This window comes from Vibrio owensii CAIM 1854 = LMG 25443 (assembly GCF_000817815.1).
Taxonomy (GTDB): domain Bacteria; phylum Pseudomonadota; class Gammaproteobacteria; order Enterobacterales; family Vibrionaceae; genus Vibrio; species Vibrio owensii.
The window spans coordinates 85,489-108,344 of the sequence record NZ_JPRD01000025.1 but is presented as its reverse complement, the minus strand read 5'-3'; the positions used below and the strand labels follow the sequence as shown (position 1 = coordinate 108,344).

Annotated in this window: 13 protein-coding genes; 3 read left to right on the top strand and 10 right to left on the bottom strand. The window is 44.3% G+C overall.

Translation table 11 applies throughout. The features are described 5' to 3' along the window. Positions 1–14: 14 nt before the first annotated feature. The 10 genes from rlmKL to H735_RS15560 all read right to left on the bottom strand — a co-directional run bounded on the left by rlmKL (position 15) and on the right by H735_RS15560 (position 16,925). The gene (gene rlmKL, locus H735_RS15600; RefSeq protein ID WP_020197431.1) at positions 15–2,138 is read right to left on the bottom strand and encodes a bifunctional 23S rRNA (guanine(2069)-N(7))-methyltransferase RlmK/23S rRNA (guanine(2445)-N(2))-methyltransferase RlmL; all 2,124 of its coding nucleotides are present in this window, start codon (positions 2,136–2,138) and stop codon (positions 15–17) included. A gap of 512 nt (positions 2,139–2,650) precedes the next feature. Then, positions 2,651–3,193: a cell division protein ZapC gene (locus tag H735_RS15595; RefSeq protein ID WP_005426674.1), complete on the bottom strand. Its 543-nt coding sequence runs from the start codon at positions 3,191–3,193 to the stop codon at positions 2,651–2,653. Between the two features lie 165 nt (positions 3,194–3,358). Continuing rightward, entirely contained in the window at positions 3,359–4,369 is a 1,011-nt protein-coding gene (gene pyrD, locus H735_RS15590; protein WP_017190185.1) for a quinone-dependent dihydroorotate dehydrogenase, read from the bottom strand. 304 nt (positions 4,370–4,673) lie between these two features. Continuing rightward, on the bottom strand, positions 4,674–9,515 hold the full coding sequence (locus H735_RS15585) for an NAD-glutamate dehydrogenase (RefSeq protein ID WP_020197432.1): 4,842 nt from the start codon (positions 9,513–9,515) through the stop codon (positions 4,674–4,676). A 199-nt stretch (positions 9,516–9,714) separates the two neighbouring features. Next, positions 9,715–9,933 (bottom strand): DUF2835 domain-containing protein, encoded by a 219-nt coding sequence (locus H735_RS30165; RefSeq protein ID WP_078607003.1) that lies wholly within the window; start codon positions 9,931–9,933, stop codon positions 9,715–9,717. Positions 9,934–9,999: 66 nt separating this feature from the next. Beyond that, entirely contained in the window at positions 10,000–12,606 is a 2,607-nt protein-coding gene (pepN, locus tag H735_RS15580; RefSeq protein WP_020197433.1) for an aminopeptidase N, read from the bottom strand. 232 nt (positions 12,607–12,838) lie between these two features. Then, a complete protein-coding gene (locus H735_RS15575) occupies positions 12,839–13,504 on the bottom strand; it encodes a hypothetical protein (RefSeq protein WP_009706130.1) in 666 nt (221 codons plus the stop codon). A gap of 210 nt (positions 13,505–13,714) precedes the next feature. Next, positions 13,715–15,709 (bottom strand): carboxy terminal-processing peptidase, encoded by a 1,995-nt coding sequence (gene prc / locus H735_RS15570; RefSeq protein ID WP_005440088.1) that lies wholly within the window; start codon positions 15,707–15,709, stop codon positions 13,715–13,717. A 17-nt stretch (positions 15,710–15,726) separates the two neighbouring features. After that, complete coding sequence (gene proQ / locus H735_RS15565; protein WP_020197434.1) at positions 15,727–16,353, bottom strand: RNA chaperone ProQ; 627 nt, start codon at positions 16,351–16,353, stop codon at positions 15,727–15,729. A 98-nt stretch (positions 16,354–16,451) separates the two neighbouring features. Then, positions 16,452–16,925, bottom strand: coding sequence for a GAF domain-containing protein (locus H735_RS15560; protein ID WP_020197435.1), 474 nt, complete (start codon positions 16,923–16,925; stop codon positions 16,452–16,454). A 92-nt stretch (positions 16,926–17,017) separates the two neighbouring features. Here H735_RS15560 and H735_RS15555 point away from each other — a divergent pair, with 92 nt between their 5' ends. From H735_RS15555 to H735_RS15545, 3 genes are read left to right on the top strand one after another with little or no spacing between them, the layout of a single operon-like run. Next, entirely contained in the window at positions 17,018–18,814 is a 1,797-nt protein-coding gene (locus H735_RS15555; RefSeq protein WP_020197436.1) for an ABC transporter ATP-binding protein, read from the top strand. A 24-nt stretch (positions 18,815–18,838) separates the two neighbouring features. Further along, positions 18,839–20,086 carry a paraquat-inducible protein A gene (locus H735_RS15550; RefSeq protein WP_005440097.1) on the top strand — a complete coding sequence of 416 codons (1,248 nt, stop codon included), beginning with the start codon at positions 18,839–18,841 and terminating at the stop codon, positions 20,084–20,086. Further along, positions 20,079–22,733, top strand: coding sequence for an MlaD family protein (locus H735_RS15545; RefSeq protein ID WP_020197437.1), 2,655 nt, complete (start codon positions 20,079–20,081; stop codon positions 22,731–22,733). Before H735_RS15550 ends, H735_RS15545 begins: the two co-directional genes overlap by 8 nt. The last annotated feature ends 123 nt before the right edge of the window (positions 22,734–22,856 follow it).

Sequence of the window (22,856 nt, the reverse complement as noted above, 5' to 3'; positions counted from 1 at the left end):
TTACTGTTCCGTCCCTATTCTGCGTGGGTAACCAGCCAGCAGTTATGAATCTGTTTGTTACGAGAGAAATCCAATGGCAGAGTTTGAGAAGAAATGTTCTGCGCTTTCAACCCCAGTTCTGCAAGCCCTGCTTCGTCCATCTTGAAGTGACGTTTGTTGTTTGAGAAAACAATCGTCCCGCCAGCACGCAACAGGCGCTTAAGGTTTGTCATTAGCTTAATATGATCGCGTTGCACATCGAACGACGTTTCCATGCGTTTAGAGTTAGAGAACGTCGGTGGATCAATAAAGATAAGATCGTATTCACCTTTCGCGTTCTCAAGCCACTGTAGACAGTCAGCTTGCTCAAAACGATGCTGGCGACCAACACGGCCATTTAGCTGCATGTTGTCTTTCGCCCAGTTCAGGTACGTGTTAGACATGTCTACCGTAGTTGTAGAACGAGCACCACCAACGGCTGCGTGTACTGTCGCACTACCAGTGTAAGCAAACAAGTTAAGGAAGTCTTTACCTTGTGCCATTTCGCCAAGGCGACGACGAGTGATCTTATGATCCAAGAACAAGCCAGTGTCTAGGTAATCGTGAAGGTTTACGATCAGCTTCACGCCGTACTCGTTCACTTCAAGTGTCTCTGAAACTTGCCCCAGTTTTTGGTACTGACTGCGGCCTTTCTGCTTCTCACGAACTTTCAGTACAACTTTGTTCGCTTCTACGCCTGTTACTTGAATCGTTGCACGGATGATGTCCGTTAGACGGCGTTTGGCTTTTTCTTCAGGGATATTCTTAGGTGCTGCGTATTCTTGAATCACGATTTGATCGCCGTACACGTCGATCGCTACGTTGTATTCTGGAAGGTCCGCATCGTAGATACGGTAACAGTCTAGTTTCTCTTTACGAGCCCATTTACCAATCTTACCAATGTTTTTCTTCAAACGGTTTGAGAAGTCAGGTGCGATCTGAACGCTAGTATCTGCGCCTTTTACTTCGTCAGCGCTGCGCTCTGCAATGCTGTAGTTCTTTTGGTGACACGGTAACGCACCATTGTTCAATTTAAATTGTTTGTCCGCACGCATACGAAGACAGCTTAGTAGCTCATCTGAACTAGAGAAGATAGATGCTTTACAACCGCCAAACTCTGCTTTTAGCTGGCCACCAAATGCTGTGTATAGGGCAATCAGACCCGGTTCAGTACCAAGACGCTCACCATAAGGCGGGTTAGAAACGATAACGCCGGCTTCGAAACCAGCTGGACGAGTAATCGTTGCTGCATCACCTTGTGCAAATGTAATCAGCTCTTCCACGCCAGCTCTACGAGCGTTGTCTTGTGCAACCTTCAGTACTTTCGGGTCGTTATCGAAGCCGAAAAACTTAGCGTCAACTTTTTTGACACCGCGTCGAGCCTGTACATTTGCCTCTGATTTAATCTCTGCCCAAAGCTCTGGTTCAAAGTCTTCTAGTGCTTCAAAGCCCCACTGTTTGCGTTTAACGCCAGGTGCCATGTTCGCTGCCATCATTGCCGCTTCAATCAGCAACGTACCAGAACCACACATTGGATCTAGAAGCGGTTGAGAACCATCCCAACCACAACGCATTACGATAGCTGCTGCTAGTGTTTCACGCAGCGGAGCTCGACCAGATTCTGGACGGTAGCCACGTTGATGAAGACCACTACCCACCATGTCCACACCAAGAATTGCCTTATCTTTGTGTAGGCGGACGTGAACACGGATATCGGGACGCTCTTTGCTGATATTTGGACGAGGAAGTCCTTTCTTCTCAAAGCAGTCTACGATGCCATCTTTTACTTTCATTGCACCATATTGGCTGTTGCGGATTTCGCGGTTAGTACCGTTGAAGTCAACCACAAAGCGCTTTGAGCTATGGAATTGGTTTACCCAGTTGATTGCAGACGTTGACAGGTAAAGGTCCATGTCGTCGTTACAGGTAAACTCCGATAAAACACGTACAAATCGAGATGCCAAGCGGCTCCACAAACAGCAACGGTAAATCTGTTCATTCGTTGCTTTAAATTTTACGCCTGCCTGTACTGGTTTGGCGTTTTCAATGCCTAGTTTAGTCAGTTCTTCAACAAGCAAGTTTTCCATGCCATTTGAAGTTACCGCGAGATATTGATTCATAGTGTTCTTTCGTCGATAAAAAATGGCTTTGATTATACCTGACTTTACGATCAATGCCTCGTTTTTAAAGGCTTTTTCGATTTATTAGCGCAATCCATCACCAACCCATCCTGCTGAAAGTAAAAACACAACGTCTGTCATCAAGAAATACGTCTCTTTTTCACTACCTAATAAGAACAAGCCCTCTAGAAGAAGTGAATACTTATTTACTGTGAATATGGTCTATACCAAAATTGCTATTGGCGTGTAATTTACTTACAAAATGCACATATAGAGGAATAAAAGGTGAAATATTAAGCGCCAAGTTGCCTAATTTAAGGAAACGCTAAAATGAAAAAAGTGAAATAAAAGTGAGCTGCTTCATATATGAGATACGAAATCCCCCTCACCTAGGGGTGAGTTTGGAGCGTGTATTAGGAGAGATTTGGGAAATTCTAGGCAAAAAAAATCGACCTAGTACGGTCGATTAATGCAAACAAAGGAACGAAATTAAAGAAAAAATCAAAAGGAAACTAACCCACCATCGCCATCGGTGCCATCATGAATAAGTGATTAGCACAGACCATGCGATCATGCATTACTTTAATCGGTTGACCAAACTGGAGCGTTTTGTTGCCGTCTAGCAGGAACTCTTCCTGTCCAACATAAGCACACAGGCTTGATGTTTCACCTGGCTCTAGGACGACGAACACACCTTCTGAATATCGGTTTGTTAGAAAGACCATGTCCCCTTCTTCTGGCTCGTGCCCATCGCATTGGGCATCGAAGAACCAACTCTTAGGTTGGACTGGCTTATGAAAGCGTTTCGCGGCTACGCAATAAAGCGTAAGTTCGGCTTGACGGTATTCGTTGATGTCGAGACAGCGGATTCGTTCGTTGTACGTTTGGAACGCGCTTGCGTCATCAACGGTGAATTCATTGTCTGAGAAGGCACAATTGACCAACAGCTTTCGGCATAGATTGGTTTGGAAAATCATTTCCTCCCCTAAATCCAGCATTAGGCAAGCTTTCTGCTCGTCAAAATACCAATTCCATTTGTCGCTGGGTTTAAGCATTATTCCGTTCTCTTGTGACTAGTTAAACAGCAATAAGAGGTAAGACGCTTAATTACCTACTCATGATTTTTAAATTTTACAAACGAACGGACAAAAAAAAAGAGGAAACGAATTCCTCTTTTTTTAGTAACAAGCGTCGATTTCTCAACGATTTAGCGATTGATCTTATAGATTTTTAACAATATCGCGTACGAGACCAGGTCCGTGGTAGATAAAACCAGTGTAAACCTGAACAAGTTGCGCGCCTGCCATCATTTTCTCTTTTGCTGCAACGTAAGAGTCAACACCACCCACACCAATGATCGGAAGTTTGTCGCCGAGTTCTTCGTGGAGTTTACGAACAACCTCTGTTGAACGAGATTGAACCGGACGTCCGCTTAGACCACCCGCTTCGTTCGCATGTTTCATGCCTTCAACGACTGTGCGATCAAGCGTTGTGTTTGTTGCAATCACACCGTCGATGTTATTCTTAATTAGCGACTCACAGATCTGGCTGATTTCGTCATCACTCAAATCCGGTGCAATTTTTAGCGCAAGTGGTACGTACTTACCGTGCTTTTCTGCAAGTTCTGCTTGCTTCTCTTTGAGTTCAGATAGCAATTCGTCTAGCGCTTCACCGTACTGAAGTGAACGAAGCCCTGGTGTATTTGGTGACGAGATGTTCACGGCGATGTAACCGGCATACTCGTACACTTTTTCCATACAAATCAGGTAGTCCTCTGCCCCTTTCTCAATTGGTGTATCTTTATTTTTACCAATGTTGATACCAAGAATGCAGTTGTATTTTGCCTTTTTCACATTCTCAACCAGATGATCCACACCTAGGTTGTTAAAGCCCATACGGTTGATGATACCTTCCGCTTCAACTAGGCGGAACAAACGTGGCTTGTCGTTACCTGGTTGCGGACGAGGCGTAACAGTACCAACTTCGACAAAACCAAAGCCCATAGCGTCAAACGCTTCGATACATTCGCCGTTTTTGTCCAAACCAGCAGCAAGACCCACTGGGTTACGGAATGTAAGCCCCATGCATTCTACTGGACGATTTGGTAATTGTTGACGATAGAAAAGATCGAGAGGAGTGCCGTTAAAGCGTTGGAAGTTTTTGATTGCAAGATCATGTGCCTTTTCGGCATCAAGTTGGAAAAAGCCAGTTCTGGCTAGACGGTAAAGCATTGTGCCTCCGAAAGAAAAAAGCCCCGTGTAAACGGGTCAATATTATTTACTGTTTTTCAGTGCAATTCAATGAAAATGAGTGAATTCAGCAAAATAGTATGTCTCATTTTAATTTTGTTCATAAAAACAGTTGATTAGCACTCTATTCTCTATACAAAATTGCTAGCTTTTTATTTAAAAGCAAACGATTTCATGCCAGGAAAACTCAAATTGTACGTTACGTCGTCACTTGTTGTGTGGAGTTATAATGATTTGAACATAAAAAAGCCCCGCGATTGCGAGGCTTTTGCTAAAGTCACTTACCCTATTCGTTCGAAGAACAGTTCAGGTTAAGTAGAACCAACTCTCGAAGTGCAACAGAGAACTTAGCGAACTCATGAACGGAACCAACTTTGAATTCATTCAAGATGCTCTCCCAACGATGTAATGACAATTCATTCGTTGTCATCCAATCTTCGAGTGCTTGCATCACGTCTAGATCTTCTGTTGAGCAGCCGCAAGTTAGAACTTGAGCAGTCAATTGACGTTGTTGCCAATCGAGGTCCTCACGGAATGCTGCACGAGCAAGAGCTTGCCAGTTATTATCAACCGCTTGGCTATTGATCTGTTTCAAGAACCAGTGAAGTGATAAACGGTCACCTAGATTAAAGTAAAGCTTCGAGGCTTGTTCAACCGTTTTACCCGTTTCGCTTGCTACTGTTGAAATATCCAGTGCAGACTGTAGGCTAGAAAGACGAGCTACATGGTGTGCCAGTTTCTCCTCTACTCCGCGCTCAATCCATTTCTGAGCAAGTTCGTTATGCTCTTCCACTTCTGATGCAACTAGCATGGTGTCTAGCGTTTCAGTAATAGTGTGAACATCGTCTTTATATAGCGCAACTAACTCAGTTACTGTGCTCTTACCGCTGCGATTGCGAAGTAACCAACGAGAGATACGGCGCAATGCGCGACGTACATAAAACATGATCTCATACTGTGCTTCTGCAGTTGCAACGTTATCGAGTGCACGAGTTTGCTTAAGAATATCTTCCAGTTCGAAGATCTCACGTGTTGCACTGTAAGCGTTCGCAATATCAACGACACTCGCCCCCGTCTCTTCTTGAAGACGAGTCACGAAGTTACAGCCCATTTCATTAACCATTTGGTTTGCCAGAGCTGTTGCGATGATTTCGGCACGCAGTGGGTGATTTATCATCTGATCTTTATAGTTACGGCGTAACTCACTTGGGAAGTAAGCAACCAGTTGTTTTCCGTGGAATTCGTCATTTGCGATTTCGTCAGCAACCAATTGCTCTTTCAGAACCATCTTACCGTAAGCCACTAGAACTGAAAGTTCAGGACGTGTCAGACCAAGACCTTGTTTTTCTCGCTCAATCAAGGTTTCATCGTCTGGAATGTACTCAAGAGCACGATCCAAGTATCCTGCTTTTTCCATAGTGTGAATAAAGCGGATTTGCTCTTTAACGATGCCAACACCTTGTTGTTCAGTCACCGAAATCGACTCAGATTGACGGTATGCATCGTCCAATACGATTTCGCCTACTTCGTCTTCCATCGATTCAAGAATCTGGTTGCGTTGTTTAACCGTTAAATCGCCATTTGATACAAGGCCGTTCAAGAAGATCTTAATATTTACTTCGTTGTCCGAACAGTCTACGCCGCCAACGTTATCAACAAAGTCAGTATTTACACGACCACCTGTGGTTGCGTACTCGATACGGCCAAGCTGAGTCATACCCAAGTTACCGCCTTCACCAACGACTTTCGCTTTCAAATCACGTCCATCGATGCGAAGTACGTCGTTTGCACGGTCGCCAACATCAGTGTGTGTCTCGCTAGAAGCTTTAACGTAAGTACCGATACCACCATTCCAAAGTAGATTCACGTCCATTTGTAGGATCATCTTAATCAGATCGTTTGGCGCAAGAGATGCTTTTTTAGTGCCCAACATTTTTTGGATTTCTGGCGTCAGTTGGATCGATTTAGAGCGTCGAGAGAAAATACCACCTCCCTGTGAGATCAACTCGGCGTTATAATCTTCCCAGCTTGATCGTGGTAGATTGAACAAGCGATTACGCTCTTCCCAGCTGGTGGCTGAATCTGGATTTGGATCAATGAAGATGTGCATATGGTTGAACGCAGCTTGTAGACGAATGTGCTTAGATAGCAGCATACCGTTACCAAATACGTCACCCGCCATATCACCAACACCAATTGCGGTGAAGTCAGTGGTTTGACAGTTGATGCCCATTTCACGGAAGTGGCGTTTCACCGATTCCCAACCACCTTTCGCAGTGATACCCATTGCTTTGTGGTCGTAACCGTTAGACCCGCCTGATGCAAACGCATCACCTAGCCAGAAGTTGTACTCATCCGATACAGAGTTCGCCAAATCAGAGAACGTCGCTGTACCTTTATCGGCTGCAACAACCAAGTATGGGTCGTCTTCATCGTGACGCACAACACTCTTCGGTGGAATGACTTCGCCTTCGATGATGTTATCGGAAACATCAAGAAGCGCACGAATAAAACGTTTGTAACAACGTTGACCTTCAGTAAAGATTTCATCACGGTTAGTTAGAGTTGGCTGACGTTTACATACGAAGCCACCTTTTGCACCCACAGGGACAATAACCGTGTTCTTAACTTGCTGTGCTTTAACTAGGCCAAGAATCTCCGTACGGAAATCTTCTTGACGGTCCGACCAACGTAGACCACCACGCGCGACTTTACCGCCACGTAGGTGTACACCCTCGATATCCGGTGCGTACACGAAGATTTCAAACGCTGGTACAGGCTGAGGAATGTCTGGGATTTCGCTTGGTTTCATCTTCAGTGATAACCAAGGTTTCGGCTGTTTATTTTCGTCCAACTGGTAGTAGTTAGTCCGTAGCGTTGCCGTGATCATTTCCATGTAGCGACGGATAATACGATCATCATCTAGGCTTTCAACACGATCCAATTGCTCGGTTATTTTCTTGATAAGATCGTTCTGACCTTTTTCACTGCCCTTGTGTTTTGGATCGAATCGCTTAGCAAACAGATTCACCAAACCTGTAGCCAAATCTGGGTAATGGCTCAGGGTATCTTCAATGTATTGTTGGCTGAATGGGAAGCCAACTTGGCGCATATAGCGAGCGTATGCACGAAGAATAGAAATTTCACGACCAGACAGTGAAGCGCCTAGCAACAAGCGGTTGAAGCCATCACTCTCTAAATTACCTGCCCAAATTGCAGCAAAGGCTTGCTGGAAACGATCGCGAGCTTCACGAAGATCAACGGTCTTGTCGCTCTTATGCAGCATTGAGAAATCGAGGATCCAGAACGTTTGACCATTGTTGGTTTCGATCTCATATGGAGATTCGCCGATCACACGTAACCCTAGGTTTTCCAACATTGGCATCACGTCGGATAGGTGAATTGGCTCGTCGCGGTGGTATAGCTTCAAGCGAACTGCTTTCGATTCAGCCGCTTCTTCTTGCGGACGATAGAACAACATACCGAGTTTGTTGTCGTCGCTTAACGCTTCTAGACGTTCGATATCTGCAACCGCAGAACCTGGCATCATGTCTTCTTTATATGAACGTGGGAATGCGCTCATGTACTCTTTCGAAAGCGGAAGACCTTTGCTTTCACCAAAGTTAGCAATGATAGACTCTTTTAGGCGGTCGTCCCATGAAGTCGATACTTCCATTAAGTTCTGCTCAATCTTTTTCACGTCTACATCAATGTTGTTATTGTCTACACGAACAATGTAATGGGTTCTCGCCAACGGGCTTTCTGAGAAGAAGGTTGTGAATTCAACCTCTTGTTCACAGCCAAAGTACTGCTTAAGAATGCGTTGCGTTTGACGACGAAGTTCTGTGTTGTATCGATCTTTTGTCACGTAAACCATACAGCTGAAGAATCGACCAAACGGGTCTTTACGAACAAATAGACGTAACAAGTCACGATCTTGCATTTGAACGACGCCCATCCCCACTTCTAATAACTCTTCTTCACGAGCTTGAAGTAATTCGTCACGTGGGTAGTTTTCTAGAATGTTGTGCAGGGCTTTGTACGAGTACGATCCGTTACGGTAACCACTCGCTTCTAGAATACGATCCACTTTCTCGCGGATCAGAGGAATACTTTGTACGGCTTGGTTGTATACAGCAGAAGTGTAAAGACCTGTGAAACGGTGCTCACCAATCACTTTACCGTTCTTATCGAATTTCTTAACGCCAATGTAGTCAGTGTAAGCTGGGCGGTGAATACGAGATGCTTGATTGCCCTTAGTGATGATCAATGCGTAAGGCTTTTTCGCTTCTAGGCGCGCAGAGTCGGACAGTTCAGAAAGCTTGATGCTGCGAATGCGATTGTCATCGGCAAAGAGACCAAGACCTTTCTCTTTAACAGGTTGCAGCTCAGTGTCACCATTGACGCTAACAAGATCATACTCTTTGTAACCCATGAAGGTGAAGTTATGATCCCCTAACCAACGTAGGTATTCGATCGTCTCATCTAAACGATCGGTCTTCATCGAAACTCGATCTTTGTTCTTTTCAAGATCATCAGTAACGATCTTAAGTTTATCAACCATTTGTTTCCAATCATCAACCACTAAGCGCGTGTCTGATAAGATGGTAAGCAACTCATTTTTCAGTGCTTGCATTTCATCTTTACTGGTTAAACGGTCTACTTCGATGTGGAATAGAGATTGAAGAACGCCGCCCTCGCCATTTACGTCCGTCACTTGCCCTTTCTTGTCGCGTTCTAGTTGCGTTGGGTTGTTGAGCATCAAGTGAGAAACAAGGTCGAGTCGCGTTAGCGCCATCTTGATGGAGTCCACCAAAAACGGGCTATCCGGTACAACAATTTCAACAATAGTGTGAGTTGATTGCCAACCTTGGCGGCTGACAGTCGGGTTGAACACCCTGACAGAAATATCTTCTGGTTTCTTTTCATTGATATGATGCCACAGGCTAACAACGGCACCATAAAGGTCGGATTCATTTCGCTGAATCAAGTCATCATCAGCAATGTTGCTAAATAAGTGTTGAGCAAGTTTAGTTACAAGCGGTTGGTGAGAAAGCTCGAGTTTGTCTTGAATTAGTTGGTATACCTTTTCAAGCAGAACCGGCACTACATTTTCACGCGCGGTCATATTCACACTCCACATTAGAATTGTTGTTTTGTAGGGGGACTTAACTTCGGGTTTTAGCCTCGAAACTAAGCATAGGTAATGCATGCACTTATTGTAAAAGCATAATTACAAATGTTTAACAAAAATTCGCAGTGGTAAGAGGTGAAATGTTTGATTATGTGACTAAGATTCCTGTTTAACTCACTAGGAATATCAGGCATCACAGAGTTTCTAACTTTAGAAACTTATTATTTTGGTCAGTTGTGAGTCTAAAACGACCTCTAACGCCTAATTGACTAAGAAATGGTCTAAATTTTGATGCATCTAGTTGCACTCTCAAACCATTGTCAGTAATGACTTGTACCGAACTTGCGGCGCCGGAATAGTGTGAAAGAAATGTTTGATAAGAGATGTTGAGAGAGAAGTAATACTGGTTCATGAGAATGGACTATTGTCAGAACAAAAAACTAGGGTGATCATAACGACCACCCTATTCTTTTGTCGATTATTCGTCTAGTGCTTTAGTCACTTTTTCGAATAGGTCTTTCGCTAAATTGTCCATCGCTTTAAGCTTTTCAAGCTCTGCACGGATAAGGGCTTGGCGACCTTCATCGTATTTACGGAACTTCAATAGAGGATCGATCATACGAGACGCCACTTGTGGGTTGGTATCGTTCAACTGACGAAGGATCTCACCAGCAAACTGGTAGCCAGAGCCTGATTTATCATGGAAGCGCACTGGGTTTGCGTTTAAGAAAGAACCAATCAAGCTACGCGTACGGTTCGGGTTCTTCAAGCTAAATGCTTCGTGGCTCATGGTTTCTTTCACTTTCTCAAGTGCGTTTTCAACTGGGTTGCTGCCCTGAAGAACAAACCATTTGTCCATAACCAGACCATCGTGCTTCCACTTGTCACTGTAGTCAGCCATTAGGGCTTCACGACATGCAAGTTGCGCATTGTTTGCTGCACTCATTGCCGCAATCGTATCAGTCATGTTGTTTGATGACTCGTATTGCGCTTTAGCTAGTTCGTTACCCTTCTCTGTATGAGCTAGGAACTGCAGACATTGGTTACGCAAAGCTCGTTTGCCAATAACGTCGTGATCAATGCTGTACTCTGCTTGGTTCAATGCGTGGTAGGTGGCACTCAGTTCATCTTCTAGCTCTTTAGAAAGTGACACTGTAATGTCATTCAGTACCGTATCTACCGCATCAATATCAATCTGCTTGTACCAACCAGTGATTTCGTTAATTGAAGGTAAAGACAGAACTTGTGCGATAAACGCTGGCTCAAGATTCGCATCAAGTAACACGCCACGGAATGCATCGATTAAGTCTTCTGATAGCTTAACCTCACCGCCTGCTTGAACGTTGGTTACGTTTTGACGAATGTACTTCGCTAGCAGCATTTGGCTTGCATCCCAACGCGCAAAATCGTTCGTTGCGTGCTTCATCAAGAAGATCAGCTCATCATCGCTGTAATCGTATTCCAATTTAACCGGTGCAGAGAACTCACGAAGCAATGATGGCACTGGCTGTTCTGCGACGTTTTCGAATACGAAAGTCTGCTTGTCTTGCTTCACGTCCAGAACGTTGTGTACCGATTCACCGTTGATAACCAGTGGAATCACGTCACCGTTTTGCGCGTATAGCTCAATATCGAATGGAATATGTAGCGCTTGTTTTTCTGCTTGGTCGTGCGTTGCTTCAGTAAATTGCTCAACCGTTAGTGCGTAAGTTTTTGCTTCCGCATTGTATTCACTGTTTACACGAAGTGTTGGCGTACCAGACTGGCTGTACCATAAGCGGAATTGCTTAAGGTCAACGCCCGTTGCGTCTTCCATTGCAGAAACGAAATCTTCACACGTTGCTGCAGTACCATCATGACGCTCGAAGTACAGTTTCATACCTTTTTGGAAACCTTCTTCGCCAAGTAGCGTATGATACATGCGGATCACTTCGCTGCCCTTTTCGTACACGGTTAGCGTGTAGAAGTTATTCATTTCAATAACTTTATCCGGACGAATTGGGTGTGACATTGGGCTTGAATCTTCCGCGAATTGAGGACCGCGAATAATGCGAACGTTGTCGATGCGGTTTACTGCACGTGAACCAAGATCAGATGAGAACTCTTGATCGCGGAATACCGTTAGGCCTTCTTTCAAACTCAGTTGGAACCAGTCACGACAAGTCACGCGGTTACCCGTCCAGTTGTGGAAGTATTCGTGACCGATTACCGCCTCAATACCAAGGTATTCACGGTCAGTCGCGGTTTTTTCATTCGCAAGGACAAACTTCGAGTTGAAGATGTTTAGACCTTTGTTTTCCATCGCGCCCATGTTGAAGAAATCAACAGCCACGATCATGTAAATATCTAGGTCATACTCAAGACCAAAGCGGTCTTCATCCCACTTCATTGAGTTGATAAGTGAAGTCATCGCATGACCAGCACGATCTAGGTTGCCTTTGTCGACAAAGATTTCTAGGTCTACTTCACGACCTGATGTGGTTGTGTATTTATCACGTAGTACATCGAAATCACCGGCTACTAATGCGAACAAGTAAGCTGGTTTTGGGTGTGGGTCTTGCCATTGAACCCAATGACGACCATTTTCTACCTCACCTTCAGCTACGCGGTTACCATTGCTTAATAGGTATGGATACACGGCTTTGTCTGCGATCACTTTTGTTGTGTATTTCGCAAGAACGTCTGGACGGTCTAGGTAGTAAGTAATACGACGGAAGCCTTCTGCTTCACACTGCGTACAGAACGCACCACCTGATTTGTAAAGGCCTTCAAGTGCAGTGTTTGCTTCCGGGTCAATCTTAGTAACGATTTCTAAATCAAATTCCGCAGGCAAATCGGTAAGCACTAAAGAGGCTTCTTTTACTTCATGGTGAGCCCAATCTTCACCGTTTACTTTTACGGAGCGTAGCTCTAGCCCTTCACCGTCGAGTTCCAATGTGGTTGATTCACCCTTTTGAACTACTTTTGATACTGCTGTAACGATCGTGTCGTTGTCATAAAGATCAAACGTCAAGTCAATGTCCGTGATGGCATGAGATGGCGATTTGTAATCTTTGCGATATTTCGCTTGGGGAGCTTGAGACATGTCCATATATCCTTGTATATAGAACCACAAAAATACCAGGACTAGAGGCTCAAACACCTCTTACTGGTATCACGATATAAGCTATTTGTAGGGGTTGTGGTATCAGAATACAAGTCTTTATATAAAAAAACGGAGCTTTTAGTGGCTTAGCTCCGCTTTCTGTTTAACATTTAATCAACATCAGAACATTTCACTATTAATAACCTAGCGTGAAATAATGATGATGAATCATTTAGGGTGTCACTCGGTTGAGAACCGCGTACATATCACCGTTGGAATCCTTAATCGTAAGCTCATTTTGATTGAGTACATAACGCGTACCATGTTCACCGTTTTCATACAAAAGAACCAAATGTTCCCCCTCGGTGTAGAACACGCCCTGCTTGACAGACTCCTCACCTTCATCGTTCGCGACACGGAACATAAACACAAAGTCAGGTTGTAGAATCAAATCCATCTGATTGATGTTATTGGCGAGCATACCATCGCCACCGACTTGTGAACTGGACCAAATGCCAGCAAGCGCATTTGATAGTCCTTTTGTGAAGGTCACACCGTTCAAATCTAGTGTGTTGTGATTGTTTCGATATGCATAAATTTGCGGTTCATCTGTATTCAAACCAAGAACAATGGTGTCTTCATTGGCGTTATACATCCCTTCCCAATGGTCTATTGAGTAGTCTTTTTTCTGTATATCGATCGAAAAGGTGTAATCAGAACCCAAGGTCAATTTGATAGCACGGAAATTCTCGGATGATTCTTCCGGGTTGGGATTCATCAAGTACCAATCGCCGATCAAAAACGGGGTGTCGAAGTGACTGAGTTCGTCTTCCTTGTTGGTTTCCGCACTAGAAACACTAAAGCAGCAAAAGCTAAGTAAAATAATGAACCATTTCATAACGGTATCCTTATCGTTTTCTTTTAGCTTAGGTGCTAGATCTCGTTTTCGCGAAATATTTGATCTACATCACGTAATTTGTTGGAGAAAATTAAGCGTAGGATTCACCGAATTCAGTTTGAACATAGTGGTAAATACACATAAAAAAAAGAGCGAGTCGCTATGACTCGCTCTTAATACACAGAATTGTTAGTCATTATGACAGAATTATTAGCTTTTCAGCATATCGACCATAACAGCAACGGATTCATCTAGATAAACGTCTGGTGCTTCGTAATCTTTTGGCACATCATCAAGCGTTTTGAATGGTTCTTTACCCATTGCAGCTTGACGTTCATTGATGCGCTCTAGACGTAGAGCCTCGGCTTTATCCGATTCATCTTCACGAACTTTCTCGTTAAGAGACAATAAGTTATCGTCTTTCTCTTTACGGTACTTCTCAATATCTTCTTTGATGAAGCGGAATTCCATTTCATCTGCGATACGTTTGTTGTGAAGTTCAGTCAGTTGAGTCACAAGTGCGTCGTTACTTGGGAACGTCTGATATTTTGCTTTATCAATGCTATCCCAAGGCAACGCGTTATCTTCAACACTTTCACCTGTTTCGCTTGGCTCAACTGGCGTTGGATAAGCGATGTCTGGTGCAACACCGCGGTTCTGAGTACTACCACCATCAATGCGGTAGAACTTCTGAATCGTGTATTGAACATAACCAAGCTCTTTATCGAAAAGATCGTAGATATGGTTCAGTGAACGATGTTGCTGAACGGTACCCTTGCCGAAAGAGTTTTCGCCAAGAATAATCGCACGGTTATAATCCTGCATTGCTGCCGCAAAGATCTCAGACGCTGAAGCACTGTAACGGTTGATCAATACAGTTAGCGGGCCGTCGTAACTTATTTGGCCATCGGTATCTGCATTTACCTTGATACGTCCGTAGCTATCACGAACTTGAACAACCGGGCCCTCTTTAATAAAGAGACCTGTTAAAGCGGTTGCTTCTGTCAATGCACCACCACCGTTGTTTCGTAAATCAACGATCACGCCATCAACGTTCTTGGCTTTTAGTTCAGCAAGCAGTTTGTCTGTATCTTTCGAGAGACCAACGTAGAAGCTTGGAACTTCAAGAACACCAATCTTTTTACCGTCTTTTTCGATGATTTCAGATTTAACCGCGCGGTCTTCTAAGCGAACTTTGTCACGAACAATAGTGACAACGTAACTCTTTGCATCTTTGCCTTCTGGCAAGACTTGTAGGTTAACTTTGGTTCCCTTAGGGCCTTTGATTAACTGAACGACGTCATCAAGACGCCAACCAATGACATCGACAACTTCTTCGCCATCTTGACCAACACCGATGATGCGGTCACCCTCGCCCAACTGTTTGCTCTTAGAAGCAGGACCGCCGGCAACCAAAGATCGAATCACTGTGTAGTCATCGGTCATTTGAAGTACGGCACCAATACCTTCAAGAGACAAATTCATCTCTGATTGGAATTGTTCTGCATTTCGAGGAGATAAGTAGCTAGTGTGCGGATCAACTTCACGAGCGAAAGCATTCATGTAAAGTTGGAAAGCATCTTCGTTGCGAGTTTGCGTAATGCGTTTCATCGCGTTGTTGTAACGCTTCTCTAAAACCTCTTTGATTTCTGGCCATTCTTTACCAGTCATTTTAAGGTTTAGAGCATCGTATTTAACACGTTTGCGCCATAACTCATTTAGCTCGGCTTCGTTTTTAGGCCATGCGGCCTCAGAACGATCCAGTTCGATAGATTCGTCAGTATCAAACTTGATTTCTTTATCGAGTAGAGTCAGTGCGTAGGCAAAACGGTCAAAACGCTTCTGCATCGAAAGGTTATAAACATCAAATGCAATCTTGTTGTTGCCAGCTTTAAGCTGATCATCAAGGCTAATTGACCAATCTTTGAAAGAATCGATATCGGCTTGAGTAAAAATATTTCTATTGTAATCAAGCATTTCTACATAGCGTTCAAAGATCGCTTTGGAGAAATCATCATTCAGATTGAAGTGCTTATAATGAGAGCGGGTAAATCGAGAAGTCACTCGTTTGCTGGCTGTTTCATGCTGAACTTCAGGAGCAAGAACCGGCAAATCATCTTTGTTTAGTTTGGCTTCTAGAGCCTGAGCTGATGCTGCTAGCCAGAAGCTAGCAGCAATCAGTGTCACTTTTGAACGGCAATTCATGCGTAGGAGTATCTCCCTTATGCGCGCAAGTGCTCCGCTTTCACAACCATTTGTAGGCCGTTAGCAAGTTGAACACGTACATCTTCCTTATTGACTTCAACAATGGTCGCAGCCATGTTTCCTTTGCCCATGTTCACGTTTACTGCGTTGCCGATTGTGATCTCGTCAGCGTTTAGCGCGCGTGTTTCTACAGGCTTACTTTCTTTTTGTACTTTTGGTTTGTTAGCACGACGAGGCTGTTGAGGCTTTTTCGCCGCAGGTTTCGCTTTCGCCTTACCCTCTTCACGAGCTTTCTGAGCTTGTTCTTTACGACGAGCTTGAACTTTCGCTTTGCTTTCAGCAAGTGTCGCTTTAGCGTGTTCTACGTGTTCTTCTTCTAGCTCGCCACATGGGTTGCCATCTAGATCAACACGTACTGCACCTGGTTTTACACCGTGTAGGTAACGCCATGATGAAGTGTACTGTCTTAACGCTGCACGAAGCTGAGTTTTGCTTACTTTTTCGTCTTCATTTAGACGTTCCGCAAGATCTTGAAAAATACCAATTTTCAGAGGCTTTGCTTCACCTTCTAAAGTAAAGCACTTAGGGAAACATTCAGCAATGTATGCGATAACTTCTTTGCTGTTTTTTAACTTTTCAGTCATGAGGGTTCCTGGTTTGAGCGGATTTCCGCGAAGCATTAAGAAAAAATATTCTCGTATTATAGTGACATGCCAAGGAAAAACCACACTCGAGGGCGAATTTATGCGTCGTTAGCGTGCGAATTAAGCAGCTTTTCTACTTCAACCATAAAATGAGTGAGACCTTCTTCGTCAATTTCATTGAATCGGCCGATATTTGGACTATCAACATCCAACACGCCAGCCACTTCCCCATTGATAGTAAAAGGAATCACAATTTCTGAATTGCTCGCTGCATCACAAGCAATGTGACCTTCAAACTCATGTACATCGTATACTCTTTGTACGCTGTTAGTTTGTGCAGCCGTACCACAGACACCACGCCCCATTGGAATGCGAACACATGCTGGCTTGCCTTGGAAAGGACCAAGAACCAGTTCGTCTCCCTTCTTAAGGTAGAAGCCAGCCCAGTTTAGGTCGTCCAGCTCCATAAATAGTAGAGAACTAATGTTCGCTAGGTTTGCAATGTAGTCTTTTTCTGATTCGATCAGCGCAACAGCTTGCTTGGTAAGTCTTTGGTATTGTTCTATGTTCATATTAACTTCCTACTTTTTATTTAGGCTTCCATTCTTATCGTATGGCGTTACAATGCAGCCCTACTTTTTAATAGGACTTATTCTCAATTACAATGAATCCGAAAAACGACACTATTAGCCGTTCTTGGTTGATAACACAAGTGAAAAAGCACAAGTCCAAGCTGATTCTAGCGAACTTGATAGCCGTACTTGCGACCTTGATTAGTGTTCCAATCCCTCTTCTTATGCCTCTGATGGTGGATGAAGTCTTATTGGACAAACCGGCATCTGGCCTTGCAGCGATGAACGCGGTTTTACCTGAGGCGTGGCATACACCTACGGGTTATATCTTCTTTACTCTCTTTTTGGTTGTACTCATGCGAGCAGGCAGCCAAGCTTTCAACATTCTTCAAAGTCGACAATTCACACTGGTTTCAAAGACCATCACCTTTGAAATGCGCAGCAAGATGATCGACAAACTTGGTCGTATTAGCATTCGTCAGTACGAAACCAAAGGCAGCGGCGGCATCAACGCTCACCTTATCACCGACATTGAGACCATTGATAAATTTATTGGTTCTACGTTAGCGAAATTCATTATTAGCTTTCTAACCGTGATTGGTACTGCCATTGTTCTGCTTTGGCTCGATTGGCGACTCGGTCTATTTATCCTTCTGGTGAACCCTATTGTTATCTACTTCTCTCGTAAATTGGGAAGTATGGTGAAACACCTAAAGCGTAAGGAAAACCAATCTTTTGAGATTTTCCAAAATCGTCTGGTTGAGACGCTTGATGGCATTTACCAATTGAGAGCAGCGAACAAAGAACGCGAATTCTTACAGCAGCTCAAAGGCAGTGCCGACCAAGTTCGTATCGATGCCGACAAATACGCTTGGCAATCAGAAGCTGCTGGTCGCGTCTCTTTTCTTCTTTTTCTCATTGGTTTTGAGCTATTCCGCGCCGTTGCCATGTTAATGGTGATGTTCAGTGACCTCACCATTGGTCAAATTTTTGCTGTGTTTGGTTACCTGTGGTTTATGTTATCTCCGGTACAAGAACTCTTGGGCATCCAATTCTCTTGGTACAGTGCGAAAGCGGCGCTTAAGCGTATTAACGACCTATTAGAATTGGAAGAAGAACATAGACCTGTTTCGAAAGTAAATCCTTTCAAAGAAAATCGAGAAGTTGATGTAAAAATTGAACATGTCGATTTTTCATACAACAACGAAAACAAAGTGTTGGACGATCTATCTTTACACATTCCTGCCGGTAAGAAGGTGGCCCTGGTCGGTGCAAGTGGTGGTGGCAAATCCACGCTGATTCAACTGTTGATTGGTGTTTACCGTCAAAACGCAGGTTCTATCCGTTTTAATGATGAACTGACCGATGACATTAGTTTTGAAGTGATACGCGACAAAATTGCCGTGGTTTTACAACAACCTATACTATTTAATGACTCCTTGAGGCATAATCTCACCCTCGGTGGCGACTTCGATGAAATGTCACTGTGGCGTGCCCTAGAAGTGGCGCAGCTGCAAGACGTCATTTCTCAACTTAGCCACGGTTTGGATACACAGATTGGGCGTAATGGTATCCGCTTGTCAGGCGGCCAACGTCAGCGTTTAGCAATCGCACGCATGGTGCTGAGTAACCCACAATTTGTTATCCTAGACGAAGCAACGTCTGCATTGGATACCGCGACAGAGGCGGCATTACATAAGGCGTTAACTGAATTCTTACGCGGTCGAACTACTTTAATCGTTGCCCACCGTTTATCTGCGGTGAAACAAGCCGATTTGATTTATGTGCTTGAAGATGGAAGAGTGACGCAAACAGGAACCCATGGTGAGCTCGTTGAGCAAGAAGGCTTATATCAAACCTTGTATGGGGGCATTCAGTCCCACGCTTAAACCATTCTATGTAGAGAGGTCGTTGTGACCTCTCTGTCTAAACACGCCATGCAACCTAGTAGCATTCGCTTGTGCCAAGGTTGCGAATTGCCTGTCGATATTGTCGATCTGCCTAGTGGTAAAAATGCACACTGCCCTCGTTGCGGTACACAGTTGTACCGTGGTGGTAGTCCGAGTTTATCTGGCAACCTAGCAATCGCTGTCACTTGTATTCTGCTTTTTATTCCTTCGCACTTTTTTAACTTCATCAGCATTCGTCTGTTTGGAGTGATGATTCCTGCAACACTGCCATCTGGGATGATCACACTGTTTCAAGAAGGGTTTGTTCTTCTTTCTATTCTTATTCTATTTTGTAGTTCGTTGGCCCCATTAATCGTATGTAGCTCGGTAGTAACAGCGCATTGGTCATTACATAAGCGCTGGTTTAAAGGGCTTCGTGTTTCGCTATGGCTGATTCAACATCTCAAACACTGGGTAATGTTGGACGTTTTCCTTGTCAGCATCGCTATCTCCTGTTTCAAGCTGCAAGATTACTCAGATATTTTTGTTGGACCGGGGCTCATTGGCCTCGTCCTACTGCAAATCTTCACTGTTTTGTTGATTTCTCGGATTAGCGTCCGTCGCTACTGGGAGTCATGGGAATCAGAGCTCAGTTTCGACTTCGAGCATAAAGATGTTCATTGTCATGAGTGTCACCTTTCACAACCAGAAGGCTCACGTTGTCGTCGTTGCCATCACGAACTGTATCATCGCAAACCAAATTCGATTCAGAAGACGTGGGCTTATTTAATCGCTGCAACGATTGCTATCTTCCCTGCTAACTTAATTCCTATCTCCATTCTGCTGACAAACGGTAAACGTCTGGAAGACACGATATTCTCTGGCGTTGCAGGATTGGTGAACAACGGTATGTACGGCATTGCTATCATCATTTTTGTAGCGAGTATCGTCGTGCCTGTCGCTAAGATTCTTGGCCTTGCCTACATCTTGCTATGTATCAAATTCAAACGTTCGGTGTTCAGAAGACAACGAATGATGGTTTACTTTGCAGTAAAATGGATCGGTAAATGGTCTGTGATGGATTTATTTGTTATTTCTATCATGATGACATTGGTCGATCGTGGACAAATTCTCGACTTCACTCCGGGTTATGGCGCTGTTGCGTTTGGTGTTGTTGTCGTACTTACAATGCTCGCGGCGGAGAGCATTGACCCAAGGCTTATTTGGGACCAAGCCCCAACACAATCAGAAAAAGAGTCAATTAATGAGTGATCAGAACAGTTCTCAAACGTCATATGTGCCAGAGGTAAAGAGTAGTAAAGGTATCTCTCCTCTTTGGCTGTTGCCGATTTTGACCATGGTGTTAGCCGGTTGGCTCGTGGTGAAATCGATTCATGACGCCGGGCAACGCGTACAAATCTACTTCTCCGATGCGGCTGGTTTAGTCGCTGGGCGAACCACCATTCGCTATCAAGGTTTAGAAGTCGGTATGGTGCGAGATATCAACTTGTCTGAAGACTTGGGCAGCATTTATGTTGATGCAGACATCTATCCAGAAGCCGCTAAATTACTGAACGACAAAACACGTTTTTGGTTGGTCAAACCGACAGCGAGTTTAACTGGCGTGTCTGGTCTTGATGCTCTTGTTTCTGGTAACTACATCTCTATTCAGCCGGGTGATGGCGAGAAGTTCGAAACTACCTTCCATGCCCTTGAATCTGCACCAACAGATTTGCGCGTGACACAAGGCTTGAACATTAAATTGAAGAGCCGAGACTTGGGCGGCGTTTCCATTGGTTCTCAGATTGTCTACAAAAAGATCCCGATCGGTGAAGTGTTCAGCTATCAGCTAAATGAAGACGCTAAATCCATTACTATCCAAGCCAACATTCAAGAGCAGTACCAACACATCATTAACAGCCGCAGCCGTTTCTGGAATGTGAGTGGTATCGGTGCGAGTATCGGTTTCGATGGTGTCGATGTTCAGCTTGAAAGCATGAGTGCCCTTCTTGGCGGCGCAATTGCGGTAGATTCGCCAGACGACGGTGAACCAGTCAAAGAGAACACCGAATTCCGTTTATACAAAGATCTGAAAACAGCGGGTCGAGGTATTCTAATTAAAATCGCCCTTCCTGATGATAATAAAATCAGTGGCGAAGGTGCACCTATTATGTATCGTGGCCTAGAAGTTGGCCAAATCACCGATTTAAAACTTTCTGAAGGTCGAGAAGTGATTCTGGCTTCTGCAGCTATTCAGCCTGCGTTTAGCGATATGCTAACGTCAGGAACACGCTTTGTTCTAGAAGAAGCAAAAGTCTCATTATCCGGTGTAGAGAACATTGCAAACCTTGTACGCGGTAACTTTTTAACTATCGTGCCGGGCGAAGGTGAACGTTCAAGACGCTTTACCGCCATTCGCAAAAATGTGTTCAACCAACAACAACAGAAGTCGATTGCCATTCGCCTCGTCTCGGACAACTCTTTTGGTTTAGACAGTGGTGCAAACGTGCTTTACAAAGGTATTGTGGTTGGCTCGATTATAAAAGTCGGCTTGCTGGATGAAGCAAAAGCACTAGCAGCGAAGCATGAAGTATTCATGGATGTCCTAATCGACAATGAATACAAGCATCTGATCAAATCGAACAACCGCTTTTATGTCACTGGCAGTGCTTCTGCTGAACTGACTGAATCTGGACTTAGCGTTACCGTTCCGCCTGCAAAACAGCTTCTAACGGGTTCAATTAGCTTTGTAAGTCAAGGGCAAGAAAAGGTCCAAAAAGAGTACCAACTATTCCAAAGTGCCTCTTTGGCGGATCTTGCGCAGTACAACCAAACAGGGTCAAAAACGCTGACTCTATTTGCTTCTGAATTGCCACCAATTTCAAAAGGTAGCCCACTGCTCTACCGTAACTTGCCTGTGGGTAGTATTTCCGATTTCAATTTGGTCGATGGTGGTGTCATTGTAAAAGCGACAATTGAAAATCGTTATGCGCACCTTCTTACAGATCAAACCGTGTTCTGGAACCGCTCAGGTGTTGAAATTGACGCATCGCTCGCTGGCATTAGCGTAAAGGCGCACCCTCTTAAGACCCTTATTAAAGGTGGTATCGCATTTGATTCCGTTCCGGGAATTGAGAATAAAATTGGCCAGCGTTGGAAGCTTTACAATGACCAAAACCAAGCCCGTAAGTTTGGCCGTGTGATTTCCCTTGAAACCGACGGAAGCCAGGAAGTAGCGAAAGGAACGCCTATCAAATACCAAGGTGTTAAGGTCGGTGAAGTTACTTTGGTTGTTCCAAACTTCCATCGAGAAATGGTTGAGGTTACGGCTCGTATCCTTCCTGAATACGTCGACAACATTGCCGTTACCGGGTCACACTTCTGGTTAACAGAACCAGAAATTGGCTTAGGTGGTGTTAAAAATTTAGGCGCTTTGGTGTCGAAATCTATCAGTGTCGAGCCGGGTAATGGCGCAGCGAAGTTCAAGTTTGAATTAGCGAAAAGCCAGCAAGCTGAACAAGGTATTTCTTTCACACTACAGAGCGAACAGCGTGGCTCGGTTCAAGTTGGTACCCCTATCCTATATCGTCAAATGGAAGTCGGTACTGTGACGGATGTAAGTTTGGGTGAATTTGCGGATCGAGTGGTAACGAAAATCGAGATTCAACCAGAGTATGCCTACTTAGTTCGTCAAAACAGTGTGTTCTGGAATGTCTCTGGCGTCGATGTTTCCATCGGTCTTGGTGGCGCAAACATAAAGGCAGGAACTTTTGACAGCTTAGTGCGTGGCGGTATCGCTTTCTCTACTCCTGAGCAATCGAAAATCCCGCCAGCGGCGGAGCGCGGTCAATCTTTCTACTTATACCCGCAAGCGGAAGAAAGCTGGACGCAGTGGCGCACAGCAATACCAAAACCATAATGCGGTAGGATTTACCATAACGACTTAAAGAGCAGCAATCGCTGCTCTTTTTTATTGCTCAAACCTTTGTGACTATTCGTTTCTGGTTCGCTTTCGTATATCATTTGCGGCAAATTCTGCAAT

What these genes read in the sequence shown, in the direction of transcription:
- rlmKL (WP_020197431.1), bottom strand. Translation starts at nt 2,138, where the DNA reads ATGAATCAATATCTCGCGGTAACTTCAAATGGCATGGAAAACTTGCTT.
- H735_RS15595 (WP_005426674.1), bottom strand. Translation starts at nt 3,193, where the DNA reads ATGCTTAAACCCAGCGACAAATGGAATTGGTATTTTGACGAGCAGAAA.
- pyrD (WP_017190185.1), bottom strand. Translation starts at nt 4,369, where the DNA reads ATGCTTTACCGTCTAGCCAGAACTGGCTTTTTCCAACTTGATGCCGAA.
- H735_RS15585 (WP_020197432.1), bottom strand. Translation starts at nt 9,515, where the DNA reads ATGACCGCGCGTGAAAATGTAGTGCCGGTTCTGCTTGAAAAGGTATAC.
- H735_RS30165 (WP_078607003.1), bottom strand. Translation starts at nt 9,933, where the DNA reads ATGAACCAGTATTACTTCTCTCTCAACATCTCTTATCAAACATTTCTT.
- pepN (WP_020197433.1), bottom strand. Translation starts at nt 12,606, where the DNA reads ATGTCTCAAGCTCCCCAAGCGAAATATCGCAAAGATTACAAATCGCCA.
- H735_RS15575 (WP_009706130.1), bottom strand. Translation starts at nt 13,504, where the DNA reads ATGAAATGGTTCATTATTTTACTTAGCTTTTGCTGCTTTAGTGTTTCT.
- prc (WP_005440088.1), bottom strand. Translation starts at nt 15,709, where the DNA reads ATGAATTGCCGTTCAAAAGTGACACTGATTGCTGCTAGCTTCTGGCTA.
- proQ (WP_020197434.1), bottom strand. Translation starts at nt 16,353, where the DNA reads ATGACTGAAAAGTTAAAAAACAGCAAAGAAGTTATCGCATACATTGCT.
- H735_RS15560 (WP_020197435.1), bottom strand. Translation starts at nt 16,925, where the DNA reads ATGAACATAGAACAATACCAAAGACTTACCAAGCAAGCTGTTGCGCTG.
- H735_RS15555 (WP_020197436.1), top strand. Translation starts at nt 17,018, where the DNA reads ATGAATCCGAAAAACGACACTATTAGCCGTTCTTGGTTGATAACACAA.
- H735_RS15545 (WP_020197437.1), top strand. Translation starts at nt 20,079, where the DNA reads ATGAGTGATCAGAACAGTTCTCAAACGTCATATGTGCCAGAGGTAAAG.